At 61.4% G+C, this 18,810-nt stretch carries 20 protein-coding genes; 3 read left to right on the forward strand and 17 right to left on the reverse strand.

Going from position 1 to position 18,810, the window contains the following annotated elements; translation table 11 throughout:
* Nucleotides 1–425 precede the first annotated feature (425 nt).
* The 8 genes from AC24R4_RS10895 to AC24R4_RS10930 form a co-directional block, all read right to left on the reverse strand.
* Nucleotides 426–1,619 carry an ABC transporter permease gene (locus AC24R4_RS10895; RefSeq protein ID WP_487523082.1) on the reverse strand — a complete coding sequence of 398 codons (1,194 nt, stop codon included), beginning with the start codon at nt 1,617–1,619 and terminating at the stop codon, nt 426–428.
* Nucleotides 1,616–3,106, reverse strand: coding sequence for an efflux transporter outer membrane subunit (locus tag AC24R4_RS10900; RefSeq protein WP_487523083.1), 1,491 nt, complete (start codon nt 3,104–3,106; stop codon nt 1,616–1,618). The genes AC24R4_RS10895 and AC24R4_RS10900 overlap by 4 nt, the downstream gene beginning before the upstream one ends.
* Nucleotides 3,103–4,038, reverse strand: a complete 936-nt coding sequence (locus AC24R4_RS10905) for an efflux RND transporter periplasmic adaptor subunit (protein WP_487523084.1) — start codon at nt 4,036–4,038, stop codon at nt 3,103–3,105. The genes AC24R4_RS10900 and AC24R4_RS10905 overlap by 4 nt, the downstream gene beginning before the upstream one ends.
* The gene (locus AC24R4_RS10910; RefSeq protein WP_487523085.1) at nt 4,035–4,715 is read right to left on the reverse strand and encodes an ABC transporter ATP-binding protein; all 681 of its coding nucleotides are present in this window, start codon (nt 4,713–4,715) and stop codon (nt 4,035–4,037) included. Before AC24R4_RS10910 ends, AC24R4_RS10905 begins: the two co-directional genes overlap by 4 nt.
* A gap of 156 nt (nt 4,716–4,871) precedes the next feature.
* Complete coding sequence (locus AC24R4_RS10915; protein ID WP_487523086.1) at nt 4,872–6,167, reverse strand: sensor histidine kinase; 1,296 nt, start codon at nt 6,165–6,167, stop codon at nt 4,872–4,874.
* The gene (locus AC24R4_RS10920) at nt 6,151–6,840 is read right to left on the reverse strand and encodes a response regulator transcription factor (RefSeq protein WP_487523087.1); all 690 of its coding nucleotides are present in this window, start codon (nt 6,838–6,840) and stop codon (nt 6,151–6,153) included. Before AC24R4_RS10920 ends, AC24R4_RS10915 begins: the two co-directional genes overlap by 17 nt.
* Nucleotides 6,841–6,888: 48 nt before the next feature.
* Complete coding sequence (dmeF, locus tag AC24R4_RS10925; RefSeq protein ID WP_487523088.1) at nt 6,889–7,896, reverse strand: CDF family Co(II)/Ni(II) efflux transporter DmeF; 1,008 nt, start codon at nt 7,894–7,896, stop codon at nt 6,889–6,891.
* A 45-nt stretch (nt 7,897–7,941) separates the two neighbouring features.
* Nucleotides 7,942–8,220: a metal/formaldehyde-sensitive transcriptional repressor gene (locus tag AC24R4_RS10930; protein WP_487523089.1), complete on the reverse strand. Its 279-nt coding sequence runs from the start codon at nt 8,218–8,220 to the stop codon at nt 7,942–7,944.
* A 459-nt stretch (nt 8,221–8,679) separates the two neighbouring features.
* On the opposite strand from AC24R4_RS10930, the gene AC24R4_RS10935 reads away from it, so the two are divergent.
* The gene (locus AC24R4_RS10935) at nt 8,680–9,351 is read left to right on the forward strand and encodes a zinc-binding metallopeptidase family protein (RefSeq protein ID WP_400395548.1); all 672 of its coding nucleotides are present in this window, start codon (nt 8,680–8,682) and stop codon (nt 9,349–9,351) included.
* A 64-nt stretch (nt 9,352–9,415) separates the two neighbouring features.
* Here the strand turns inward: AC24R4_RS10935 and AC24R4_RS10940 are convergent, their stop codons facing one another.
* From AC24R4_RS10940 to AC24R4_RS10955, 4 genes are all read right to left on the reverse strand, one after another.
* Nucleotides 9,416–10,852 (reverse strand): Shedu immune nuclease family protein, encoded by a 1,437-nt coding sequence (locus AC24R4_RS10940; RefSeq protein WP_400395545.1) that lies wholly within the window; start codon nt 10,850–10,852, stop codon nt 9,416–9,418.
* 49 nt (nt 10,853–10,901) lie between these two features.
* Nucleotides 10,902–11,711, reverse strand: coding sequence for a TIGR02391 family protein (locus AC24R4_RS10945; protein ID WP_400395542.1), 810 nt, complete (start codon nt 11,709–11,711; stop codon nt 10,902–10,904).
* A gap of 92 nt (nt 11,712–11,803) precedes the next feature.
* Nucleotides 11,804–12,028: a hypothetical protein gene (locus tag AC24R4_RS10950; protein ID WP_400395539.1), complete on the reverse strand. Its 225-nt coding sequence runs from the start codon at nt 12,026–12,028 to the stop codon at nt 11,804–11,806.
* A complete protein-coding gene (locus AC24R4_RS10955) occupies nt 12,009–12,572 on the reverse strand; it encodes a hypothetical protein (protein WP_400395536.1) in 564 nt (187 codons plus the stop codon). The genes AC24R4_RS10950 and AC24R4_RS10955 overlap by 20 nt, the downstream gene beginning before the upstream one ends.
* Before the next feature lie 142 nt (nt 12,573–12,714).
* On the opposite strand from AC24R4_RS10955, the gene AC24R4_RS10960 reads away from it, so the two are divergent.
* A complete protein-coding gene (locus AC24R4_RS10960) occupies nt 12,715–12,906 on the forward strand; it encodes a hypothetical protein (RefSeq protein ID WP_487523090.1) in 192 nt (63 codons plus the stop codon).
* A gap of 582 nt (nt 12,907–13,488) precedes the next feature.
* Here the strand turns inward: AC24R4_RS10960 and AC24R4_RS10965 are convergent.
* The 3 genes from AC24R4_RS10965 to AC24R4_RS10975 form a co-directional block, all read right to left on the reverse strand.
* Entirely contained in the window at nt 13,489–13,971 is a 483-nt protein-coding gene (locus AC24R4_RS10965) for a DUF4411 family protein (RefSeq protein ID WP_487523091.1), read from the reverse strand.
* Nucleotides 13,958–15,106: an ImmA/IrrE family metallo-endopeptidase gene (locus tag AC24R4_RS10970; RefSeq protein WP_487523092.1), complete on the reverse strand. Its 1,149-nt coding sequence runs from the start codon at nt 15,104–15,106 to the stop codon at nt 13,958–13,960. Before AC24R4_RS10970 ends, AC24R4_RS10965 begins: the two co-directional genes overlap by 14 nt.
* 102 nt (nt 15,107–15,208) lie before the next feature.
* On the reverse strand, nt 15,209–16,024 hold the full coding sequence (locus AC24R4_RS10975) for a cell envelope biogenesis protein TolA (protein WP_400397200.1): 816 nt from the start codon (nt 16,022–16,024) through the stop codon (nt 15,209–15,211).
* A gap of 220 nt (nt 16,025–16,244) precedes the next feature.
* Between AC24R4_RS10975 and AC24R4_RS10980 the strand changes: the two genes are divergently transcribed.
* The gene (locus AC24R4_RS10980; protein ID WP_487523093.1) at nt 16,245–17,078 is read left to right on the forward strand and encodes a hypothetical protein; all 834 of its coding nucleotides are present in this window, start codon (nt 16,245–16,247) and stop codon (nt 17,076–17,078) included.
* 32 nt (nt 17,079–17,110) lie between these two features.
* On the opposite strand, the gene AC24R4_RS10985 is transcribed toward AC24R4_RS10980, so the two are convergent.
* Both AC24R4_RS10985 and AC24R4_RS10990 read right to left on the reverse strand, forming a co-directional pair.
* Complete coding sequence (locus tag AC24R4_RS10985; RefSeq protein ID WP_487523094.1) at nt 17,111–17,761, reverse strand: RES family NAD+ phosphorylase; 651 nt, start codon at nt 17,759–17,761, stop codon at nt 17,111–17,113.
* The gene (locus AC24R4_RS10990) at nt 17,761–18,402 is read right to left on the reverse strand and encodes a hypothetical protein (protein ID WP_487523095.1); all 642 of its coding nucleotides are present in this window, start codon (nt 18,400–18,402) and stop codon (nt 17,761–17,763) included. Before AC24R4_RS10990 ends, AC24R4_RS10985 begins: the two co-directional genes overlap by 1 nt.
* Nucleotides 18,403–18,810 lie beyond the last annotated feature (408 nt).

Genomic DNA, 18,810 nt, shown 5'->3' on the forward strand with positions numbered 1-18,810 from the left:
TGCAGCAATGGTAACGGAGCGTATCGAGCAAACCGACGCTTTTGAACTTCTGTGCCGGATCCAATCCTGGGAAACCTCCGATCCGGGCTTCCATTGGCGTTGTTCACTTTCTAATTGCATACTTGCATCTCGTCCTTCCGAAGGCAGATGACAACGTCAGCAACCGTTACTGCCGACGCGGGGCAACATTTCGCATGCCGACGTCCTCGGCGCCAGCAGTCATTCACAAAACGCTCGCCCATGGCTATTTCTGGCCGGACTCGGCCTTGGCCCCCCCCGGGGCTTGGGGGCCGGCGGCGCCAGAGGCGACTTCCGACTCTTCGGAGTCGCTCGCTACCGAGCTGATTGACCGATATGCTGCAAACAACCTCGGACGTCCCGATCATCCATTGGCCAGCGTTCCTCACGCATCTGTGCCGAAGCAGCTAGCGCCCGCCAAACACCACCACCGGCTGCAGCTTCAGCACAGGGCGGGCGCTCAGCACCGCAGCAACAACACTTACCACCAGGACTATCAATCCCCCTAGCAGCGGCGTGAACCACATGATGCGAAACGGGAAGCCAGCCATCACCGCAAAATGCCCGAGAATGCTGCACAGGCCAACGCCCAGGCCCGTACCGATCAAGGCGCACAAGCCCGCCTGGGCGAAGACCATGCGCAGCAACATGCGCGGCGTTGCGCCCATCGCACTGAGCACGGCGTAATGACGCCGGTTCTCCTGGGTGAACATGTAAAGCATGATCCCGGTCACGCCAAAGCCGACGGACATGGCCATGGTTAGCATGGCCACGATATCGCCGACATCTTCCGAGTTCGCCAGAATCCAGTGCACGGTATCGGCCTTGAAATCCGCAGAGGTTCGCGCACGCAGCCCCGTGCTGGATTCGATGCGCGTTGCCAGCGCCCTAGCTGAGACACCGGGGGTGGCGGAAACTAGGACGAACGTCAACTGGCGTCGCTCTGGTGGCAGGATGCGTATGGCGCTGTTCAGCGTCATGTATAGCAGCGGTCGGGGCGGATACCTCGACAGGCCATCGGAGCGCCCAACAACCGCAACCCGGCTATCGTTGACCAGCAATTCATCCCCGGCGGCCAGCTCCCGAGCGGGGACTTGGAGGTGCGGCCCAACGGGCGGCCATTGGTCCGCCTTGCGTATCGGAGTGGAAAGCTTGTCACTCGTACCACCAGCGTCGGCAATCACGGCGTCCGGCAGACGCAGCGCCATCGGGGACACGCCATCGCGTACGGGAGGAATTCCCGGGAGCGACGCTTCGTCGACGCCAATAATCTGGAACGGCTGGAAGCGGCCATTCGGAAAGCGCGCCTGGACCGTTCCCAGCACCAGCGGCACGGCTGAACGCACTCCCGGGACGCTGCGTACGCGATCGAGCGCGGCCCATGACATGTTGGTCGTCAGTTCCACGGATTCCACCGTGGGCTCCATGACCCAGACGTCGGCCATGCCGTTCTCGCTGATCAGCGCGAATCCCTGCGTCATGAAGCCTGTGAAATACGATGCGGCGAAGGTCACGAGGAACGACGTGAAGGTGATTCCCGAGATCAGCCCGGCATACTTGGCGCGATCTCCCAGCAGCATCCTGAGGGCGATGTAGATCATGGCGTCTTGCTTCCTTGCCTAGGCACTTGCCTGGGTTGCGGCATCTCTTGCGAGTTCGCATTCCAGCCTCCGCCGAGCGCCTTGTACAAGGCCACCAGGCCAAGCGACGTCGCGGTGTCGCTTTGCGCCAAGTCGCTTTGCGCCTGGAACAGGCTGCGCTGCGCGCCGAGCACGTCGCGAAAATCGGTCAGGCCACCGACATAGCGGTCGCGCGCGTATGCCGTTGCTCGCTGTTCTGCGGCAACAGCTCTGGCGAGCGAGGCGCGTCGCAATTGTTCGTGCCGGTATGCGGCCATCGCGTTCTCCGTATCCTCGATGCCATTTAGGATGGCGCGCCGATATGCGATCAGCGCCTGTTGCTGCTGCGCCTCGCGCACCTCGATCGTGGCCACGATCTGCCCGCCCCGGAAGATCGGCCAGGTAATCGATGGCCCGACCGACCACAGCGCGCTCGCACCGGTAAAGAAGTTGCCGGCCGCCACGCTTGCCAATCCCACCGTGCCGAGCAGTGAAATCTTGGGATACAAGTCCGCCACAGCGGCCTCGTGCCGTGCATAGGCTGCGGCGACGGCTCGTTCCGCACTGCGGATGTCGGGACGCTGGCGTAACAGGTCCGACGGGAGTCCGACCGGCGGTAGCGCGGACGTGGTCGGAAGCGGACCTGCTGTCCGCAACTCTTCCGCCAACGTGCCCGGTGGCTCGCCGATCAGCACGCCAAGTCGATACAGCGCTCGCTTGTAGGCGCTATCGAATGCGGGCAATTGCGCGGCGGTGTTTTCTAAATGCGCCTCGGCGCGCTCCACGTCCAGGTCCGTTGCCATGCCGCCGGCGTGACGTGCACGAACCAGCGCCAGCGTATCCTGCTGCGCTGCCAGGTTCTCGCGCGCGATCCGGCTTTGCTGCTGAACGCCGCGAAGTTCGATGTAGTTTCTCGACACTTCGGCCAGTAGTGTCAGCAGGACAGCGTCACGATCGTACGTGGCGGCGTCCACGTCAGCCTGTGCCGCTTCGGCGGACCGCCGGGCGCCGCCGAACAGATCGAGTTCCCATCTCGCGTCGAAGCCGGCCTGGAACAAGTTCTCGGGTTGCCCCGGCGCCTCGATTTCGCCGTTCGGCAGTACGCGCAGCGGGTTCGGCGCGTTCTGGCTTTCCTGCTCACGTGCGACGTACGCCCTGGCACCGAGCGATGGCGACAGCGCAGCCCCCGCGATGGCCCGCTTGCCGCGCGCCTCGCGTACGCGCGCCTGCACAAACTGCAGATCGAGGCTGGCATGCCGGGCCCGCTCGATCAGGCGATCGAGTTCGGGATCGCTGAACGTTGCCCACCATGGGGTATCGGCACTTGAGGCTGGCGTGGTGCTGTCGGGTGCCTCGCTCCAGCGCGCCGGCACGTGTGGCGCCGGTGGGTTGTGGTCGGCCGTTGCTGCGCAGCCCGCCACCGCCAGGCAGAGCATTATTGGGACGATGCGGTATTGCCGGACTGTCATGGTGCTTGCACTCCGGATCGACCGGCTGCCGGTGCCGCAAGCGGGGGCGCCTCGATGAATACGTCGACTTGCTGGCCCACATAGGTGCCAGGCAGAGAGGCCGGCTCAAAGCTGTAGAGCACCTGAAGCACGCGCGCGTCAGTGCGCTCGGTGCTGCCACCTCTCAGTGCGGTCTTCGGTACGACGTAAGGCTCGATACGCTCGAAATGCAACGCCGTATGTTGGCCCGTACTGCCGCGAACGAAAACTTCCGCGGCCGCGTTGGGGCGCAGGCGCCATGCGTCGAACTGGTCGATATCGACGCGCACATAGAGCCGCGTGTCGTCGCCGATCACCATCAACGGTGTCGCCAGCGCACCGCTTTGGGCAAACTCGCCGGGACGCAGGTTGACTTGCAGGACCTTGCCAGGCGCCAGCGCACGGACGGTACGGCGCTCGGTTTCGAGCCGGATCTGCTCAATCTGCGCCTTGGCCGTCGCCAAGGCGGCGGTGCTAACTGCCACGGCGGAACGGCGATTGCTCAGGTCTTCGGTGCTGATGGCGCGTTGATCAGGCACGCTCTCGGCCAGCCTGAGCTGAACCCTGGCCTGCTCGGCCCTGGCTTCCGATTCCTTCTCGCGAGCGAGTGCAGGGGGCATTTGCGCCTGCAGGTCGCGATCATCGAGCGCGAAGAGCCGGTCACCGGCTTTCACGTGGTCGCCCCACTTGACGAAGATGGTGGTCACGATGCCGGGCACCGGGGTGCCGATGGCGATATTTCCGCTGCCGGCCTCGATGACGCCGCCACCGGCCACGTACGACGCGAACGTCGGCCTCGGTAGCGGGACTACCGGGCCTGTCTGGGGCGATGGGCGATTCTCGAGGACCACCGCGACAATGGCGGCGATCACGCCAGCCGCCGCAAGCATCGGCAGCAGGAATTTGCGGATCATTGCGATGCTCCCGGTGGCGTCAAGCCAACGATATCGACGATCTGCCCGTCATCCAGATGCGCAATGCGGTCGGCAAATTCGAAGATGCGGTTGTCGTGCGTGACGACGACGAGTGCCCGGCCGGGCCCCTTGGCTTGTTGCTTGAGTAGTGCCATGACTTGATGCCCGGTCGTATGGTCAAGGTTGCTGGTGGGTTCGTCGCACACGATCAACGCCGGCTCGTGGACGAGCGCCCGGGCAATGGCGACGCGTTGCTGCTGGCCGCCGCTGATCTGGGTGGGAAGTGCATGGGTTCGGTTGGCAAGGCCGACTGCATTCAGGGCGTCTTGTGCCCTGGCGATCGCAGCCTTGCGTGCCATGCCCTGGATCAGCAGCGGCACGGCGACGTTTTCAGCGAGCGAGAGCGACGGCAGCAGGTTGAACGACTGGAAGACAAAGCCGATCGATCGGCCGCGAAAGCGCGCGCGTTCGTCGGTGGGGCATTGCTGAAGGTCGCGATCGAGTACGAGGCATTCCCCGGCATCCTGATCCAGCATGCCGGCAATCACCGAGACAAGCGTGGTCTTGCCGCTGCCTGATGGACCCACCAGCATGAGCAGTTCGCCGTGGTGGATGTCGAGATCGATGCCGCGCAGGGCATGCGTGCGCGCATCCCCCGTTCCATAGGCTTTTGTCAAGCCTCGGCAACGGACAGCGACTGGGTTCGGGTGATGTGGCGGGGGATGAATGGACATGCGTAGCTCGGGCGTGAGGCCCACGGCGGGTAACGTGTCGTGCACGCGATCTGCCGTAGTTTCGCCTCGGATGCTACGCGGGCGGTTGTGAAGATTTCGTCAAGAAGGCGTCGACGCACTGGCTGGCGCCAGCCCGACCATCACGCAAGTACCTTGACCAAGCTCGCTTTGGAGTTCGATAGGCCAGCCGTACTGGTCGCAGATCTTCTTCACGATGGCCAGCCCGATACCGAAACCGTGCAGCCGGGTTTCCTCTGGGCCTGCCTGGTAAAGCCGGGTGAAAACGTGCGGCAACGCCTGGCGAGCGATGCCCGTACCGGTGTCCTCGATACGCAGGCTGCCGTCGCCGTATGAAAAGCGGATGTGTCCGTGCGCCGTATGGCGGGCTGCGTTGTTGATGACGTTCGACAGCACGATGGCAAGCGCAGCGCGGTTGGCCGTAACAAGCTGGCCAGGATCGACGTCGAGTACCGCGTTGACATGCTTGGCCGCGAGCTGGTTCACGAATGGGGCGAGCGCAGTATTTATCACTTGTTGAAGGTCGACCGGCTCCTGGGGCTCGGCTGGCGTCTCTCTTGCCAGCATCAGCAGCGCATCGACCACCTCGCGCATATGGTCGGTTGCCTGTTCCATCTGGCGAATCCGTGCACGGGACCTGGCGCCGATCGACGCATCATGTTCGAGCAGTTCGCAACTGGTCTTGATCACGGTGAGCGGCGTGCGCAGTTCATGGCTGACGTTGCCGGTGAACGCCTTCTCGCGCTCTACCATGTCGGCCATCCGCTGGTGGTAGGCGTTAAATGCATCGGCCAGTTCGGCGACCTCCGCTTCGTCATACCTGCCCGGATTGATCGATGCCGTCTTGCCAAACCGAAGTGCCCTGACTTGCTGCGCAAGACCGGCAACCTGCCGGACCAGCACACCTGCCAGTCCGTACGCGAGCCAGATCGTAAGCACTGCGATGATGCCGGTGCCGGTCATGAGGACGTTGATCACGAGCTTGAATCGCCGCTCGTAGGCACTGAAGTCATAGACCCGGTACAGCCTCGCACGATCGAACTGGGAGATCGCGACGTGAATTTCCTGGCCGCCGACGATGATCTCGTGAGTACCGTCCGGCAGATCCCTGGCCGTTGTCGGCAACTCGGCGAGCGCGCGACCCGCCCTGGACACGTAGCCGTTCAACCGCGCGTCGAACTGCGGCAGCAGTGCTGGGTCGCTTTGGTACGACGCCAGCGTGTTGGCGATGTCGTCCTCGATCAGTGCATCGATCAGCCGCTCTTCCTGGGCTTCGGCGAGCGTCTTGACGCCCAGGGCCTGGGCAACGAGCAGCAGGATTGTCAGCACCGAGAAGACCAGCGCGACTTTGAAGCGCAGGCTACGACGCTTTTGCATCGCCCGCCGTCAGTCGGTAGCCGAGACCATGCATGGTCTCGACGAGATTCGCTTCGCCCTCGGTGGCGAGGGCGCGGCGTAGCGTGTAGACGTGCGCACGCAGGGTATCGCTGTCACCCAGTTCCTCGCCCCATACCTGCGTTTCGAGCTCGACGCGGCTGAATACCCGGTTCGGTGCCTGCATCAGGATGCGCAGCAATTGCAGGCACTTCGGCGGAAGCTTGATGGGACGGCCGTTACGCTCCACCGATAGGGTTGCAAGATCCATCCGCACGTCCCCGCAGCAGAGTACCGTCTGCGCAACCTGGCCCTTGTAGCGCTTGATCATTGCGGTCAGCCGCGCGCCGACTTCTTTTAGCGAAAACGGCTTCACCAGATAGTCATCGGCGCCATGTTCAAAACCTGAGAGCTTGTCGTCCAGGGTGTCCCGGGCTGTCAGCATCAACACCGGGGTGTCACGGTGCGCTTCCGCCCGAAGCTTGCGGCAGAGCGTCAGGCCATCCATGCCCGGCAACGCCAGATCGAGCAGGATCGCATCCCACGGCTGGGACAGCGCAAGCTGCAGGCCGGCTGGGCCGTTTGATGCCACGTCAACGACATATCCGGCTGCCTCCAGATAGTCATAGAGGTTCGCCGCAATGCTTGCGTCGTCTTCAATAACAAGTACTCGCACGTTGCTTGCTCCTGAGGCCGCGAGTGTGTGAACGGCCGGATTCAGATGCTATACCGATCGTCCCGCCGTCCTTCGTGCGGGTTCTTCTCCATCGCCGTCGTGATGAATCTCGACCGTCAGATGCGCGATTTCTTCGTGAATGCTGAGCGCGCGCTTGATTGTTTCGGCCGACAGCGTCTCATCGCTAGTCACGAGGCTGATAGCGCACGAAAACTTCTCTTTCCCCACGCGCCAGACGTGAAGGTCGGCCACTTGTGTGGCATGGTCTCCCGCGCTGAACGTGGCCAAGACTTCCCGGATCTCTTCGACGACATGGTGATCCATCTCGCGATCCAGAAGGACGACGCCAGTCTGCCGCAACAAGCCGAATGCCCAGGTGCCGACGAGTACAGCGCCCACCATGCCCATCACCGGGTCGAGCCAGCCCCAGCCGAGTAGCCAGCCACCGGCAAGCGCAAGAATTGCTAACACCGAGGTTGCGGCGTCCGCCAGCACGTGCACGTAGGCCGAGCGCAGGTTCAAATCGTGATGCTTGTGGTCGCGTTCGTGCGCGTGTGCGCCGTGGTGGTGGTGGCCGTGATCGTGTCCATGACCATGATCGTGTGCGCCGCCCAAAATGATTGCGCAGGCGAGATTGACTACTAGTCCGATGACCGTGACGGCCATGGCTTCCTTGTAGTGAATGGCCTGCGGAGTAATCATTCGCTCGATGGAACCAAACACCATGAGCGCGGCAATACCGAGCAGGAAAACAGCGCTCGCGAAGCCGGCGAGCACTTCGATTTTCCAGGTGCCGAAGGCAAAGCGCGTGTCGTTCGCGTAGCGGCGTGCGGCAGCATACGCGAACGCACTAAGCCCGATAGCCAGCGCATGAGAACTCATATGCCAGCCATCGGCCAGCAGAGCCATGGAGTTGTACCAAAGGCCCGCTGCGATTTCCACGAACATCATGGCAGCGGTAATCAGCATAACGAGCCGGGTACCCCGTTCCGCAGCCTGATTGCCGGTATCGAACACGTGGGAGTGGGTCCAATCGGATAGATCTTGAGTTTGCATGGTAGTGAATGGAAAAGGGGCTGCCGGCTTTGGCGGCGTCAATGCTTACTTGAAGTAGCTGCGAACAACTTCAATGAGGACCTCGCGCGGATCGCCTTCACCATTGCTCCTGCTAGGCTCGGCATCGACAAGGTGGCAACGGATGTGCTCTTCCAGCACGACACTCAGGAGTCCGTTCATGGCGCCGCGGCAGCTAGTGATTTGCTGCAGGACGTCCAGGCACCCCTTCTCTTCCTTGAGGGCGCGCTCGATGGCGTCTATCTGCCCGCGAATACGGCGGACGCGGTTGATTAGCTTCTGCTTGTCTTGGATGGTGTGACTCATGACGTGTGGGGCACAAATAGTATAGGGGGGTATGTTATCCTATTCGCGAGGCAACGAAGTCTCCTCGATGGGCAGAAGGGGAAAGGGACGGTCGGGCGATAAGGTTGCCCAAGGATGGATATGCTGCAGCTCGCCCCGATACAAGCAAGGTAATTTTTTGCGGCGGCCGCTGATCGACATTAGGAACAGATGCTGGGAGCCACAAGAGGAAACAGGACGGCTCTTTCGCCAGCGAAGCGGCCCTTCGACGTCGTAACTTCCGAAGTCCGCTTCTGGGCCGGATCCCGACGCCGGATCTTCACTGACCGTTGTCAGGCTTTTGACCCGGCAACACGCTGCTCAAAAGTCTGCGGCTTTAGGCCAGCACCACCGCCCCACAGGGGTATCCGTCAATGCTGTGCCGCTCAATGAGTGCAGGAACGTTGGCTTGGCTCTTTGCAAGTTTCGGCCGCCCCGAACGTGCAAATTTCGATTGGCGTTGACAACCGCACTACCACCCTTTCTCCCAAGGCATTCGCCCTGTTCAAGGATGACCTAATCAGTCACGTGCGAGAGAGAACTTTATTGAAAGGTGGCAGTGCGCTAGTTGCAGCAACACTTCTTGATCGTTGGCTGCAAAGAACCAAGGCTGCTTGCGCCGACGAAGCAATGTCTGACTCAGAGCTACGCGAGATCTTGGTGCTCTCGGATGAAGAGTTCCGCGACGAGCTAGTTCGGACACTCGCAAGATGGACGAAGGAGTCTCCTGCCAAGTATGACGACCAAGTCCTCTACTTTCTGGAGAAAGTATGGCCGCTGCAGAAGATCGTGAAAAATGCTCGTATGACTGCCCGACTCGTGGATCTTGCTTTCGCGGTTTCGGACAGGTTCAGTGAGGCAGTCAAACTCATCGTTCCAAAAGTGGTAATCGCACCGCGGGAACTATCGATGCGATATTACAAAGTCGATGAACGGGTCGTTCAGAGCCACGGCCCGGCATTAGTCGACCTCCTTTGGCAAACACTACCGACAGCGGCATCGATGTGGCCTGACGATGTCGACAACCTACTGACAGAACTCCAGAGACTACCGACATTGAATGGATCGGCTAAGCTCTCGACGCTACTTCGTCGGTCAAAGTATCGCAGGTGAACTAATCGAGCGACGACACTGTACAGCGTCGCGCCCACAGGCCTTTTTCTTCGTGCGGGTAGGATTAAAACGGCACGGTGTCTTCGGTTGTTCCGCTTGACGGAGTTAGATGTTGAAGCAAGAGCCGCAGTTTGCCGAGTAGCTCATCGAACGTCACGACCTCAACGTCTTTACAGGCGTTCCGAAAGAGTTCGAAGCTGCGCCTTTGCGTCTCGTCGCTTGGCATCGTCCCTGCGAGCACTATGCATTTGATGGCATCCGGCTGCGAATCTCTCAGGGCGGCTTCTGCCCGATGCAACAGCCAGTTGCTTTGAATAGCACTTCGCTGGTAGAGCACCTGGGTTATTGCGCCGCTTAGTTCCGCATGTGGACCGAATACCTCGCGATTGCGATACGGGGTAGCCTGCACAAGTGACGACGATGGTTTCTTGATTTCGACGATCGCCAAGGCTTGCCCCTGCTCCGCGAAAAGGAAGTCACCTATTTGGGCCCCGGTACCGTCCAACCGAGATGCTTGCGCGTGAAATTGCGTGTGCAACAGCCGAACGGGCCGCGAAAACACGAGCGACAGAACAAAAAGGTTGTTCTCGAAGAACTGTTGCCATCGTGGTTCTGGCAGGGACTGCTCCAGCATGGTTGCGTACCGGTCGATCATCCTTGCAAGGGTGACCCGCTCGATTTCGGCATGCAACTGCAGGACCTCTGCCGGCGCTTCCGTCGCAATGGTTGCAAGTTCCTGCCGAACAGCTCGTACCGCGGCTTGCCTCTGCGCGCGTTCACTGACATCGGCGCGCCTCCCTCGAGTACGCACGTACTCGACAAGCGGTGCAGCCGCGGCCGCAGGAGCCATGTGAGGGAATCGGTCGGGATCGAGCGTTGCGAGCAGATTATTTCTGACATCCCAGCGCCTAGCAACATGCACGTGCTCGCGGGCTAGCCGCTTGAAACGCTGGAAGCTGCGCCGGAAACGATGGAGATCACTCACCGTGATCCACGCGATGCTTTCCGTAACCGTCGACGTTCCGGACCTGGTGACGCCGATGGCGGTAATCGCTGGAATTCCAGATAGGCTGCGCCACACCTCGTCAAGCTCCGGAACGAGGCCAAGGCCATAGGTACTTTCGGAGAAGCATTTCCATGGAAGCGACAGATCGATTTCCGTAACTGCCGCGTCGGCCGTTTCAGGCAATGGCTCGTCTACTTTGCGGTGAAAGATTACGGAAGTGAGCCGACCATGTTTCGGGCTCAAGTATCGCTGGGCGTGGGGATTGGTAAAGACTGGATAGGTAAGAATCCGGTCTGGATAGACCCGTGCGAGACAGTGCCACTGTTCCCTCGGTTGGGCCACCCATACGTTCGGATCATTCGCTCCTCGCTGATAGGTCTGCAGATACAGATCCCGATACTGCACGCCTTGATCGACCCCCTGCGACAACTCAAAAGACGGGTTCAAGACCTCACTGTTGTCGAACGTTGCGGTAGCTTCCAGCCCAACCTGCATATCCCCTCACTCAAAAATACCTCCCTACACGGCGACTACCGCCCCTGGGTCAGATCCTTGGCGGCATGGTTGCATCATCTAAGCGACGATGAATTAGCGATACCAGCGTCAGCAGGTCCTCAGCGTCTCGTTGCGTCATGTTCCAGAGGATCTTGGGTGTATGGGCGGTTGGGTTACGGAACATCCCAAACACGCCCTTTACTAGGGTCGCGAAGCCACGCTGCTCGCTCCATTGGCTTTCGTCAGCCAACTCATTAATGGCTAGCATCGGAGGATTCCCCGTGAGCCCACGGTCGACAAGTAACGCACCGTCGTCCACCAGTCCCGTTTTATCGCGAATCTTGGCCGCGATACTCTTCGTTGCCTCCAACACGGCGTGAAAATAGTTGTCCGCGACGAGCTCTGCTCGACAATAGGACAGGACATCCTCGTGAAGGCCGCGCGCAGCAAGATCTGTTCTAAGCGTGTCCGCCCTGCGTTTCGCTTCGACTAGTGTAGAGACACCGTCGCTCTCGGCGAGCGCACCCGAGGGCTCCACCTGGAGAGCGGCAAATGCCAAGGCGCGATTTAGATTCGCCCGCAAAGGTTCAAACCGGTGAGCTTCATGTGCGAAGCGCTCAGGTTTCATAGCGAACCGTATGAAAGCAAGTACGTTGCGCCGATGGCCTAGCTGGTTTTGACAATGCGCGAACGCATTGAACAAGCGCTTCCACTTTGTCATCAACGGATCGCTGTCCGTGATGTGGGCCTTGGCCAATAGATACGCAATCTCGGAGCCCGTGAGACCCTCTCCAGTGTCGCCCAAGGCGCGCGCGATCGCTTCCAGTTGGCTAGCGGTGAATGTGATGTTGTCAGTCATGCCGCCGATTCACTCCCCTTTTCCAAGCACGACTGCTCGCGCTTACCAACAAAAAAGCCTCCCGAAGGAGGCTTGTCCGCTAGAGCGCTGCACTACTTAGTAACCGAATAAAGATCGGATAGTGCGACGCGAAGCTTGCCGCTGTATGCACTGCGAGCGGGCGCGCGCGCCTTCACGCTACCCGATTCTTCAGCCCGTGATAGCAATACTTGAACACCACGCTTTTGCATGGTCACGACTTCCGTCCGCAGCCGTTTGCTCGGCTTGCGCGCGGTCGTCAGACCGATCATCGTCGACTTACCTGCGTTCAAAGCCATAGAAACCTCCCGTGTCTGCATTCGGGCGCGTAACACATTCGAACCGGGGACCATAAGCCCCAGCCGCGAAACGCCCTCCAAGTCTATTGTAAAGCAGATCGAGTTGGCTCGACTGCGTCATATAGAAATACTGGGGGATGTCCGGGAAAAACTGACCATGGATCGATAGTGCTCTAGCGAGCACTTCACAGAATTGCCAGATCAGCCGCGGGTGGGGCAGCGGCCAGGCTTCCGGATCGAACATCGTATCCGCGTCGGCATCTGCACGCATGAACTTCACCAAACGAGCTGTCGGAGCAGGCTGAAATCCGTTCGCCCACTCGTCTGCCGTCTCCTCGACCCACTCTGGGTCACCCAGTGCATAGACGAGTACATCGGCAAAGAACACGACGAAACGTAGGCCTGCGAACTGGATTCCAATCACCTCAATGCCCTCGCCCAGCGACAGCGGCTCGGTAATGTTGATCACATCGGGCTGAAGACCTGCCGGTGGCTGGCCCGCAAACAGATCCTCAAGGACCTCCGGGGTAATGTAGTGATACATAATTAATCGGCGGTAGGCATGTGCCCATTGTATCTCCCGGCTTTGAATGTCAAGCCACCAATTCGTCGACTAGGAAAACGCTCCAGGTCGGCGCCGAAACCGCCCCGACAATTGCCGCTTGTCTAACTAGCAGGAGCAATCAATGCCCCTTTCCCGCACCGCCCAAATGTTCGTCAACCTGGCACGCGAACGAGACCGCGCGGATTTGCAGCATCGGTACGTCGAATGCGCCGGCCACGGCCGGCAGACCGAACGTCATCCCCACACTGGCGCAGCACGGGCCGCCAAGATGGAAACGCGCATTCTTGATAATCTTTCTTATTTCGAACCATAAAACAGCGGGGAGATAAACTTTCGGTTTATGGATTGGGCGACATCGCGAGGCACTTGAAAAGCCATTCGTGCGACGTGCTACGATATTTGAGCGAGCCAATACCGCCGGGCGTGCCCGCCCAGGCCGGCCGTCGCCTTATCGCGTGAGCAGTTGGCGAATTGCGATTACCAGCAGCGTAGCCGCCGTAATCAAAAGCGTCATCTCTACCATGCGGTCCGATCTCAATTTGGTAGCGTTTATAAACCGGATCCCGGGTAGAGCTCTCACCCTCTACCCGGACAGTCCGGACCCTCTCGATCGTTTAGTCAAGAATCACACACACCCAAGCGCTTGTGATGCGATAACGATACCGCATCGTAAATGCCTTATTGAGCACAAACGGCATATGAGTGCTTACCTCCCCCTGTAAGCATCTGAATTTAAACGGAAATTTCGAGTGGTTTTGAAACAACACGTGGCATTGCCTGGCTTGTTCGACGAAAGCCTCTCGAGAAGCCGCGAGCTTCTTGGGTCAGGCTGACCTTTGCGACTAGAAAACTGGAAAACCCGACCTCTCCTGCGCTGCCCCTACTACGCGATAGGCTATCCAAACACGGCCGCTGAACGCCGGAGGTATGCGAGAAAATCGAGACACGGCACAGTGACGCCTGCCATTGCGCAGACTGCCGGGATCTTGCGCTTCGCCGGAACATCCGGAGGATTGAGCTGTACGGCCTCATCGCTGACCAGCTCATGGCCATGAATGCGCGCTGTCGCAATAATGAGCAGGTCGTTTTCGCCGACGCCTTTGGGATGGTAGGCGTCCCCGACGACGCCCAACAGCGACTTGATTCGCATGGCGTCTTGCGCGATGGCATTCGTGACGTCCAGTCGCTCAAGGTTGGCTGCCAGTAACCACTCGCCGCATTCCGGCGTACCGGCGCACACCTCCGCGTAAGCCACTGTCGGCATCATGAGGCGCCTCGCTTGAACTTCGCGGCCAATCCAGTCCCAGAGTCCCGGAAATTGGGCAAATGGGTAGTTGTCCCACGCGTAGATCATGGACGACGCATCAAACACCTGCATAGAAGCGTTCCAGTTGATGCAGGTCTTGAACCTTTAGGCCATCGAGGTAGTTACTCGCCTTCGCCAATGTTATCTGCTTGCTATGGAACGCGTCGAGCACGGTCCGCACGAAGCGATCACCAAAAATATGTGTGGGCTCTCGGTGGCGGTACATGCGCGTACCGCTGTCCGCGACGGGCAGCGGCTGAGCATTGCGCCATTGGCGATAGGCCGTGTACTGCTGCGCAGGCAAGCGGCCCACGTCAAGCAACCGGCGCAGGATCACCTCGGCACTGACGCCCCACTGTCGTCGTTGTGGCCGGAGCCATTCGTCGAAAGCTGCAGGCTCGTCCGGTCGCTCGGCGTCGCGAATCCCGTTCAAGAAAGCGTCCGGCACCAGGAGATTTCCGGCAAACGCGTTGGCCTCGCGTTCGTGCCCCTGATGCGAATGCATGTCCGTTTCGTCATCAATGGAGCTGGCACGATGCAGCAAAAGGTGTCCCAACTCGTGCATCAAGGTAAAGCACTGTTGCGCTTCCCAAGGCTGCTTCTTGATCACGATGACCGGACACATGGGGTCGTAGAGACTGAATCCCAGAATCGGGCTCTCGCGGGCGATTTGCCATTTCCCGTTGTAGCCGTTGCTACGGAACACAAGAATGCCGCGCGCCTCCACCGCTGTCCGGTAGCTGTCGAAGTCATTGGCATCCGTGAGCTCGAGCCATTGACGTGCGATGCGCGCAGCGCTCGCCTCGTCGCCCGCTGGCAAAGCAGGCGGAGCAAATGCGGGCATCGCGTCGCCCTCAAGCTCCTCGCGCAACGCCAGATAAATAGCCCGTTGCCGCTCGACCCGCTCAATGAGCACCTTCAGCCTTGCACTCAGCTCAGGCTTCTGATTGGCCAGCGTGCGAAACGCCGGCGTGTGGACCGTTGCGCCATCTATGGGCCCAGGCTCGAGAAAGAACAAGGTACCGCGCCCGAAGTAAGAAGCCACCTTGCTGAGTTGGCTAAAGGTCAAGCCGCTTTCGCCCGCCATGACTCTTGCCATGGTTGCCGGTGCAATGCCGGTCGCCAAGGCGAGTGCATCCACTGTTGTGCCGTGATCGGCACAACACCATGCAATGCGTGCGGGATTGATCGACTGTATGCGCTCCATCACTTCGATTATATGGGCGACGGCCCGTCCAGTCCCGGAGATCGGCTCGGTGCATTGGTACGGCCACCACAGCACACGCCGCACAATTCGGCTGCCGACCGATCACCCTTTCCCTCGCAACGCTTGCCGGTAGGCTTCAGCGCCGGCGCGCGCGGTCTTCAATTCCTCCTCCAAGAACGCCACCCTTCCCGCCAGCGCATCGCGCTCGGCCCGGTACGCCTGCCGCACGTTGTCGGTTTCCAAGGCCCGGCGCCGTTCGGCCGCGGCCTGGCGCTCGCCCATGCGTGCGAGTTCCTCGGTCGCCGCCCGCAGCGCCGCCACCAGGCCCGCTTCCTTGTCGGCCAAGGCCGCCCGCGCGGCGGCGAGCGTCGCCTGCAGCGAAGCCGCCTCGGCCTGCGCCGCCCGGCCGGCTGCTTCGGCTGCCACCGCGCGCTCGCGCAGTTGCCGGTTCTCTTCTTCCAGCGTGGCCACCCGCTGGGTCAGCAGTGCCGCCAGCCCGTTGCCCTCCCCGCCCGACGCGACTTTCGATTGCGATATCGCCGGGCCGGGGACGGCCACGCGCGCGGCGGCCGCGCCGGTCTCGTCCAGGGCAACGCGGATCTCCTTGTGCAGGAAAGCGCGCAGGCCGTCGTCCAGCAACGCGTGCCGCTCGGCCTCGAGTGCGTCCGTCGGCTGGGCCTTGCGCTCGGCGATCACGGCGGCCACGGTCTGGCCGCTCGGTGCGCGGCAGACGCCGGCGGCGGCCAGCAGCCGCCGGTAGACGGAGGCGCCAAAGGTGCGACCGGTGATGCGGTCGATTGCGTCGAAGGCGCGGCGCAGGAAGGCGCGGTTGTCGGCATGGGCGACGTCGAGCTGCTGCAGCGCGCGCGTGATGGCGAGCAGTTCGGCGTCGGCAAAGGCGGTGGGGGTGCGAGGCATGGGCGAACTATCAAACGAGTGGGGATAGTCTACCCTTTATCAGTATGATTAGCAGCATCCATAATCAGTACGATTTGTCATTATCCCACTAATGACAAATGGATGGACAAAACCGCTATACTGCACCTGGGTTGCGGCGAAGCCGCCTCCCGACTGGGCTGGCGGGCACCGCGCGCCGCTTCTGGAACCCGATTTCGGCCCGTCCCTCGCGCTCTGTCCCATGACCGACCTGCTGCCCGCCCTGCCCGACGCTCGCGACGCCCTGCCGAACGCGCTGGCCAGCCCGGTGCTGCCGGCCGGCCAGACCGACGCGCAACTCGTGCGCACCTGGCTCGATACCAAGTACGCCGCGGGCCTCGGCATCCGCGCCAGCACCCGCGCCCAGTACGCGCTGGAGGCGCACCGCCTGCTGTTGTACGCGCATGCGCTGGGCCGCCCGCTGGCCAGCTGGCAGGTAGCCGATGCCAACGGCTACCTCGCCTTTCTCGCCGATCCGCCCACGCACGCGGTCGGCGACGGTCGCGCGCGGCAGGACAGCCCGGCCTGGCGTCCGTTGCGCGGTCCGCCTCGCTGCGGCACCCCGATATCAACACCACCCGGCGCTACACCCATGAAGCGCTGGAGGATGTCGCACGGGCGGTGGCCGGCAGGCTGCCACAGGGCAACGGGCAGGCTTGAACGTATAGGGGGTTCACGTCCGCAACTCGGATTCAGGCTAAACCAATTTGGCTATCGGTCCTTGATGCCGCGAATTGGTCGCGACGTCTCTTCACAAGGACCATTATGGCCATCGAAACCTCCTGTTTTTCCTTCCCCCTGCTCTCCAACTCTGCCTGGGCGTGCTGTTCTTGAACTGGCTTCTGCCGTTTGTCACCGTCCGAAGTGCCTGCGGCGCGAGTGGTCGCGGACTGTCCCGGCCTGCGCGGTGAGCCTCGGTATCGCTGCCGTGACCCTGCTCTTGCCGGATGCGGACGGCGTGACCGCCCTCCTTCGGCTGAGTCTGGCGAGCGGCATTGCCACCGCTGCGACCATCGCTGGCACGCGAGACGCCTAGTTGCGCATCAACCGGCCCCCATGCGGGGGCCCTCACTCATGCCACGGGTCGGCGGGCGGCGCAATGCCGATGCTGTAGGCGTCCAAGAAGCTGGGCAGCATATAGAACCGGTCCAGCGGCACGGGCCCCCCACGCGCGACCATCGGTGCACGGTCGAAGATGGCGACGCTCGGCTCGTTCGCGAAGCGCGACGTGAAGAGGCCGTCGACGTGCGGGAACGCATCGTGAATCGCCCGGCTCCACAGGTTCGGCCCCCGATAGTCGGCCGTCGACAAGACGCGATTGTCCATGCCGAGATGGAAATGCGGCTGGGTCAGGTCGGCCAACCGAAGGGGGCGGCCCAGCGTCGTGCCCAGCTCGCTGATGCTTCGTTGCGTCAGCTCTTCCTCGTCCAACAGCAAGGGCAGCGAGTGACCCTGAAACCGGTCGCGCAAGACGGCCTCCGCCATGCATCCCGCGAAGCTAGGCGACGCATAGAGGACGCCGAACTCGTCGTTTGGCGCATCGAATCGGTACGGACTCCCGCCAGTGGACCGCCGGTTGTAGTGAATCGGCCCGAAGATGGACCGGTGGATGCGCCACATCGGCGTGACCGCCAGGTCCAGTTGGCGCACCGGCATGGCACGGGCCGCCAGGTCCTCGGGCGGCAACGGGCAGCCCAGCGCCTCCGCAGTCAGCGGCATCAGGCCGGCCCTTGCTCGCCGGCGTACCGGTTCCTCACCGCGTCGACCACGGGCCCGACGGGCTTGGACGCATCGAGGATCCAGTCCATCGGTCGCACGTCACCTATGGCCTGGAGCGGCCGCTGCATGAAGTTGTGCAGGACCCAGCAGCTGGCCCCGGCCTCAATGAAAGGCGCTAGGACGGCAGCCAGCCGTTCCGCTTCGGCGTCGAACTGCCATTGCGGATAGCGCAGACCGCGTTGCTTGCCGGGGGGAACCAGGGCGTACAACTCCCCTTTCAGCCGCGCCTCGTTGATGGCACGGTCCGACCGCCCAGCATACGTGGCAGCGTCGCGCAACGACAGGTTTTCCGGCCGCTGGACTTCTGCGAGGGCGTAATGTCGTCCGCGATCGCGGGCGGCCTGCAAAGGTTCCTCGTTGCTCGGCTCAATGGCTGCGTTGTCGTCGTTGAGCGCCTCGGCAGCTCCCATGATCAACCGATCGAGCACGGCCGCCGTCAGTTGTTGACTGGCCGCCTCGTCGCCCGCCAGTTGCATGACACGATCGAGGAGCTTGTCCGCGAAGTCTCGCCGCACAGCTTCTGGAAGCGCGACGGCAGAGCGCGCCACGCTATGGGACAGTGCTGATTTGTATTTGGCCATGTCTCTCACCGAAGGACCTCATCACCAACCGATAATAGTTCATGAACTTCATGAACGCAACCTTGCAAGCAAAGTGTGATTCAGGCGCACGTAAGTTCAGTATATAAATGCTCGATCTCAATGGCGTGCCCCACCCTTCCGCTGTAGGCCTAACTTTTCTTATCACGGTTGCATCAAAACCTCATGCGGTCGGAGGCCTGCAGGCGAGCCACCAGCTCGCGTTAAATCGCCGTGCGATGAATCCGCATGTTGCTTGGACCGCAAAAAACGTCTGTAGGAGTTGGACCGAGGTCTCTTCGTCACGCCCAGCGAAGCGCTTTCGGCGCACTACGCCGATCTGGCTGCGAATACGCTTTCGGGAGTCCTGAAGATGGCGGTCGGCCAGTTCCAGGTGCGACCTTTCTTCCG

Source organism: Cupriavidus sp. CER-90, assembly GCF_057652055.1.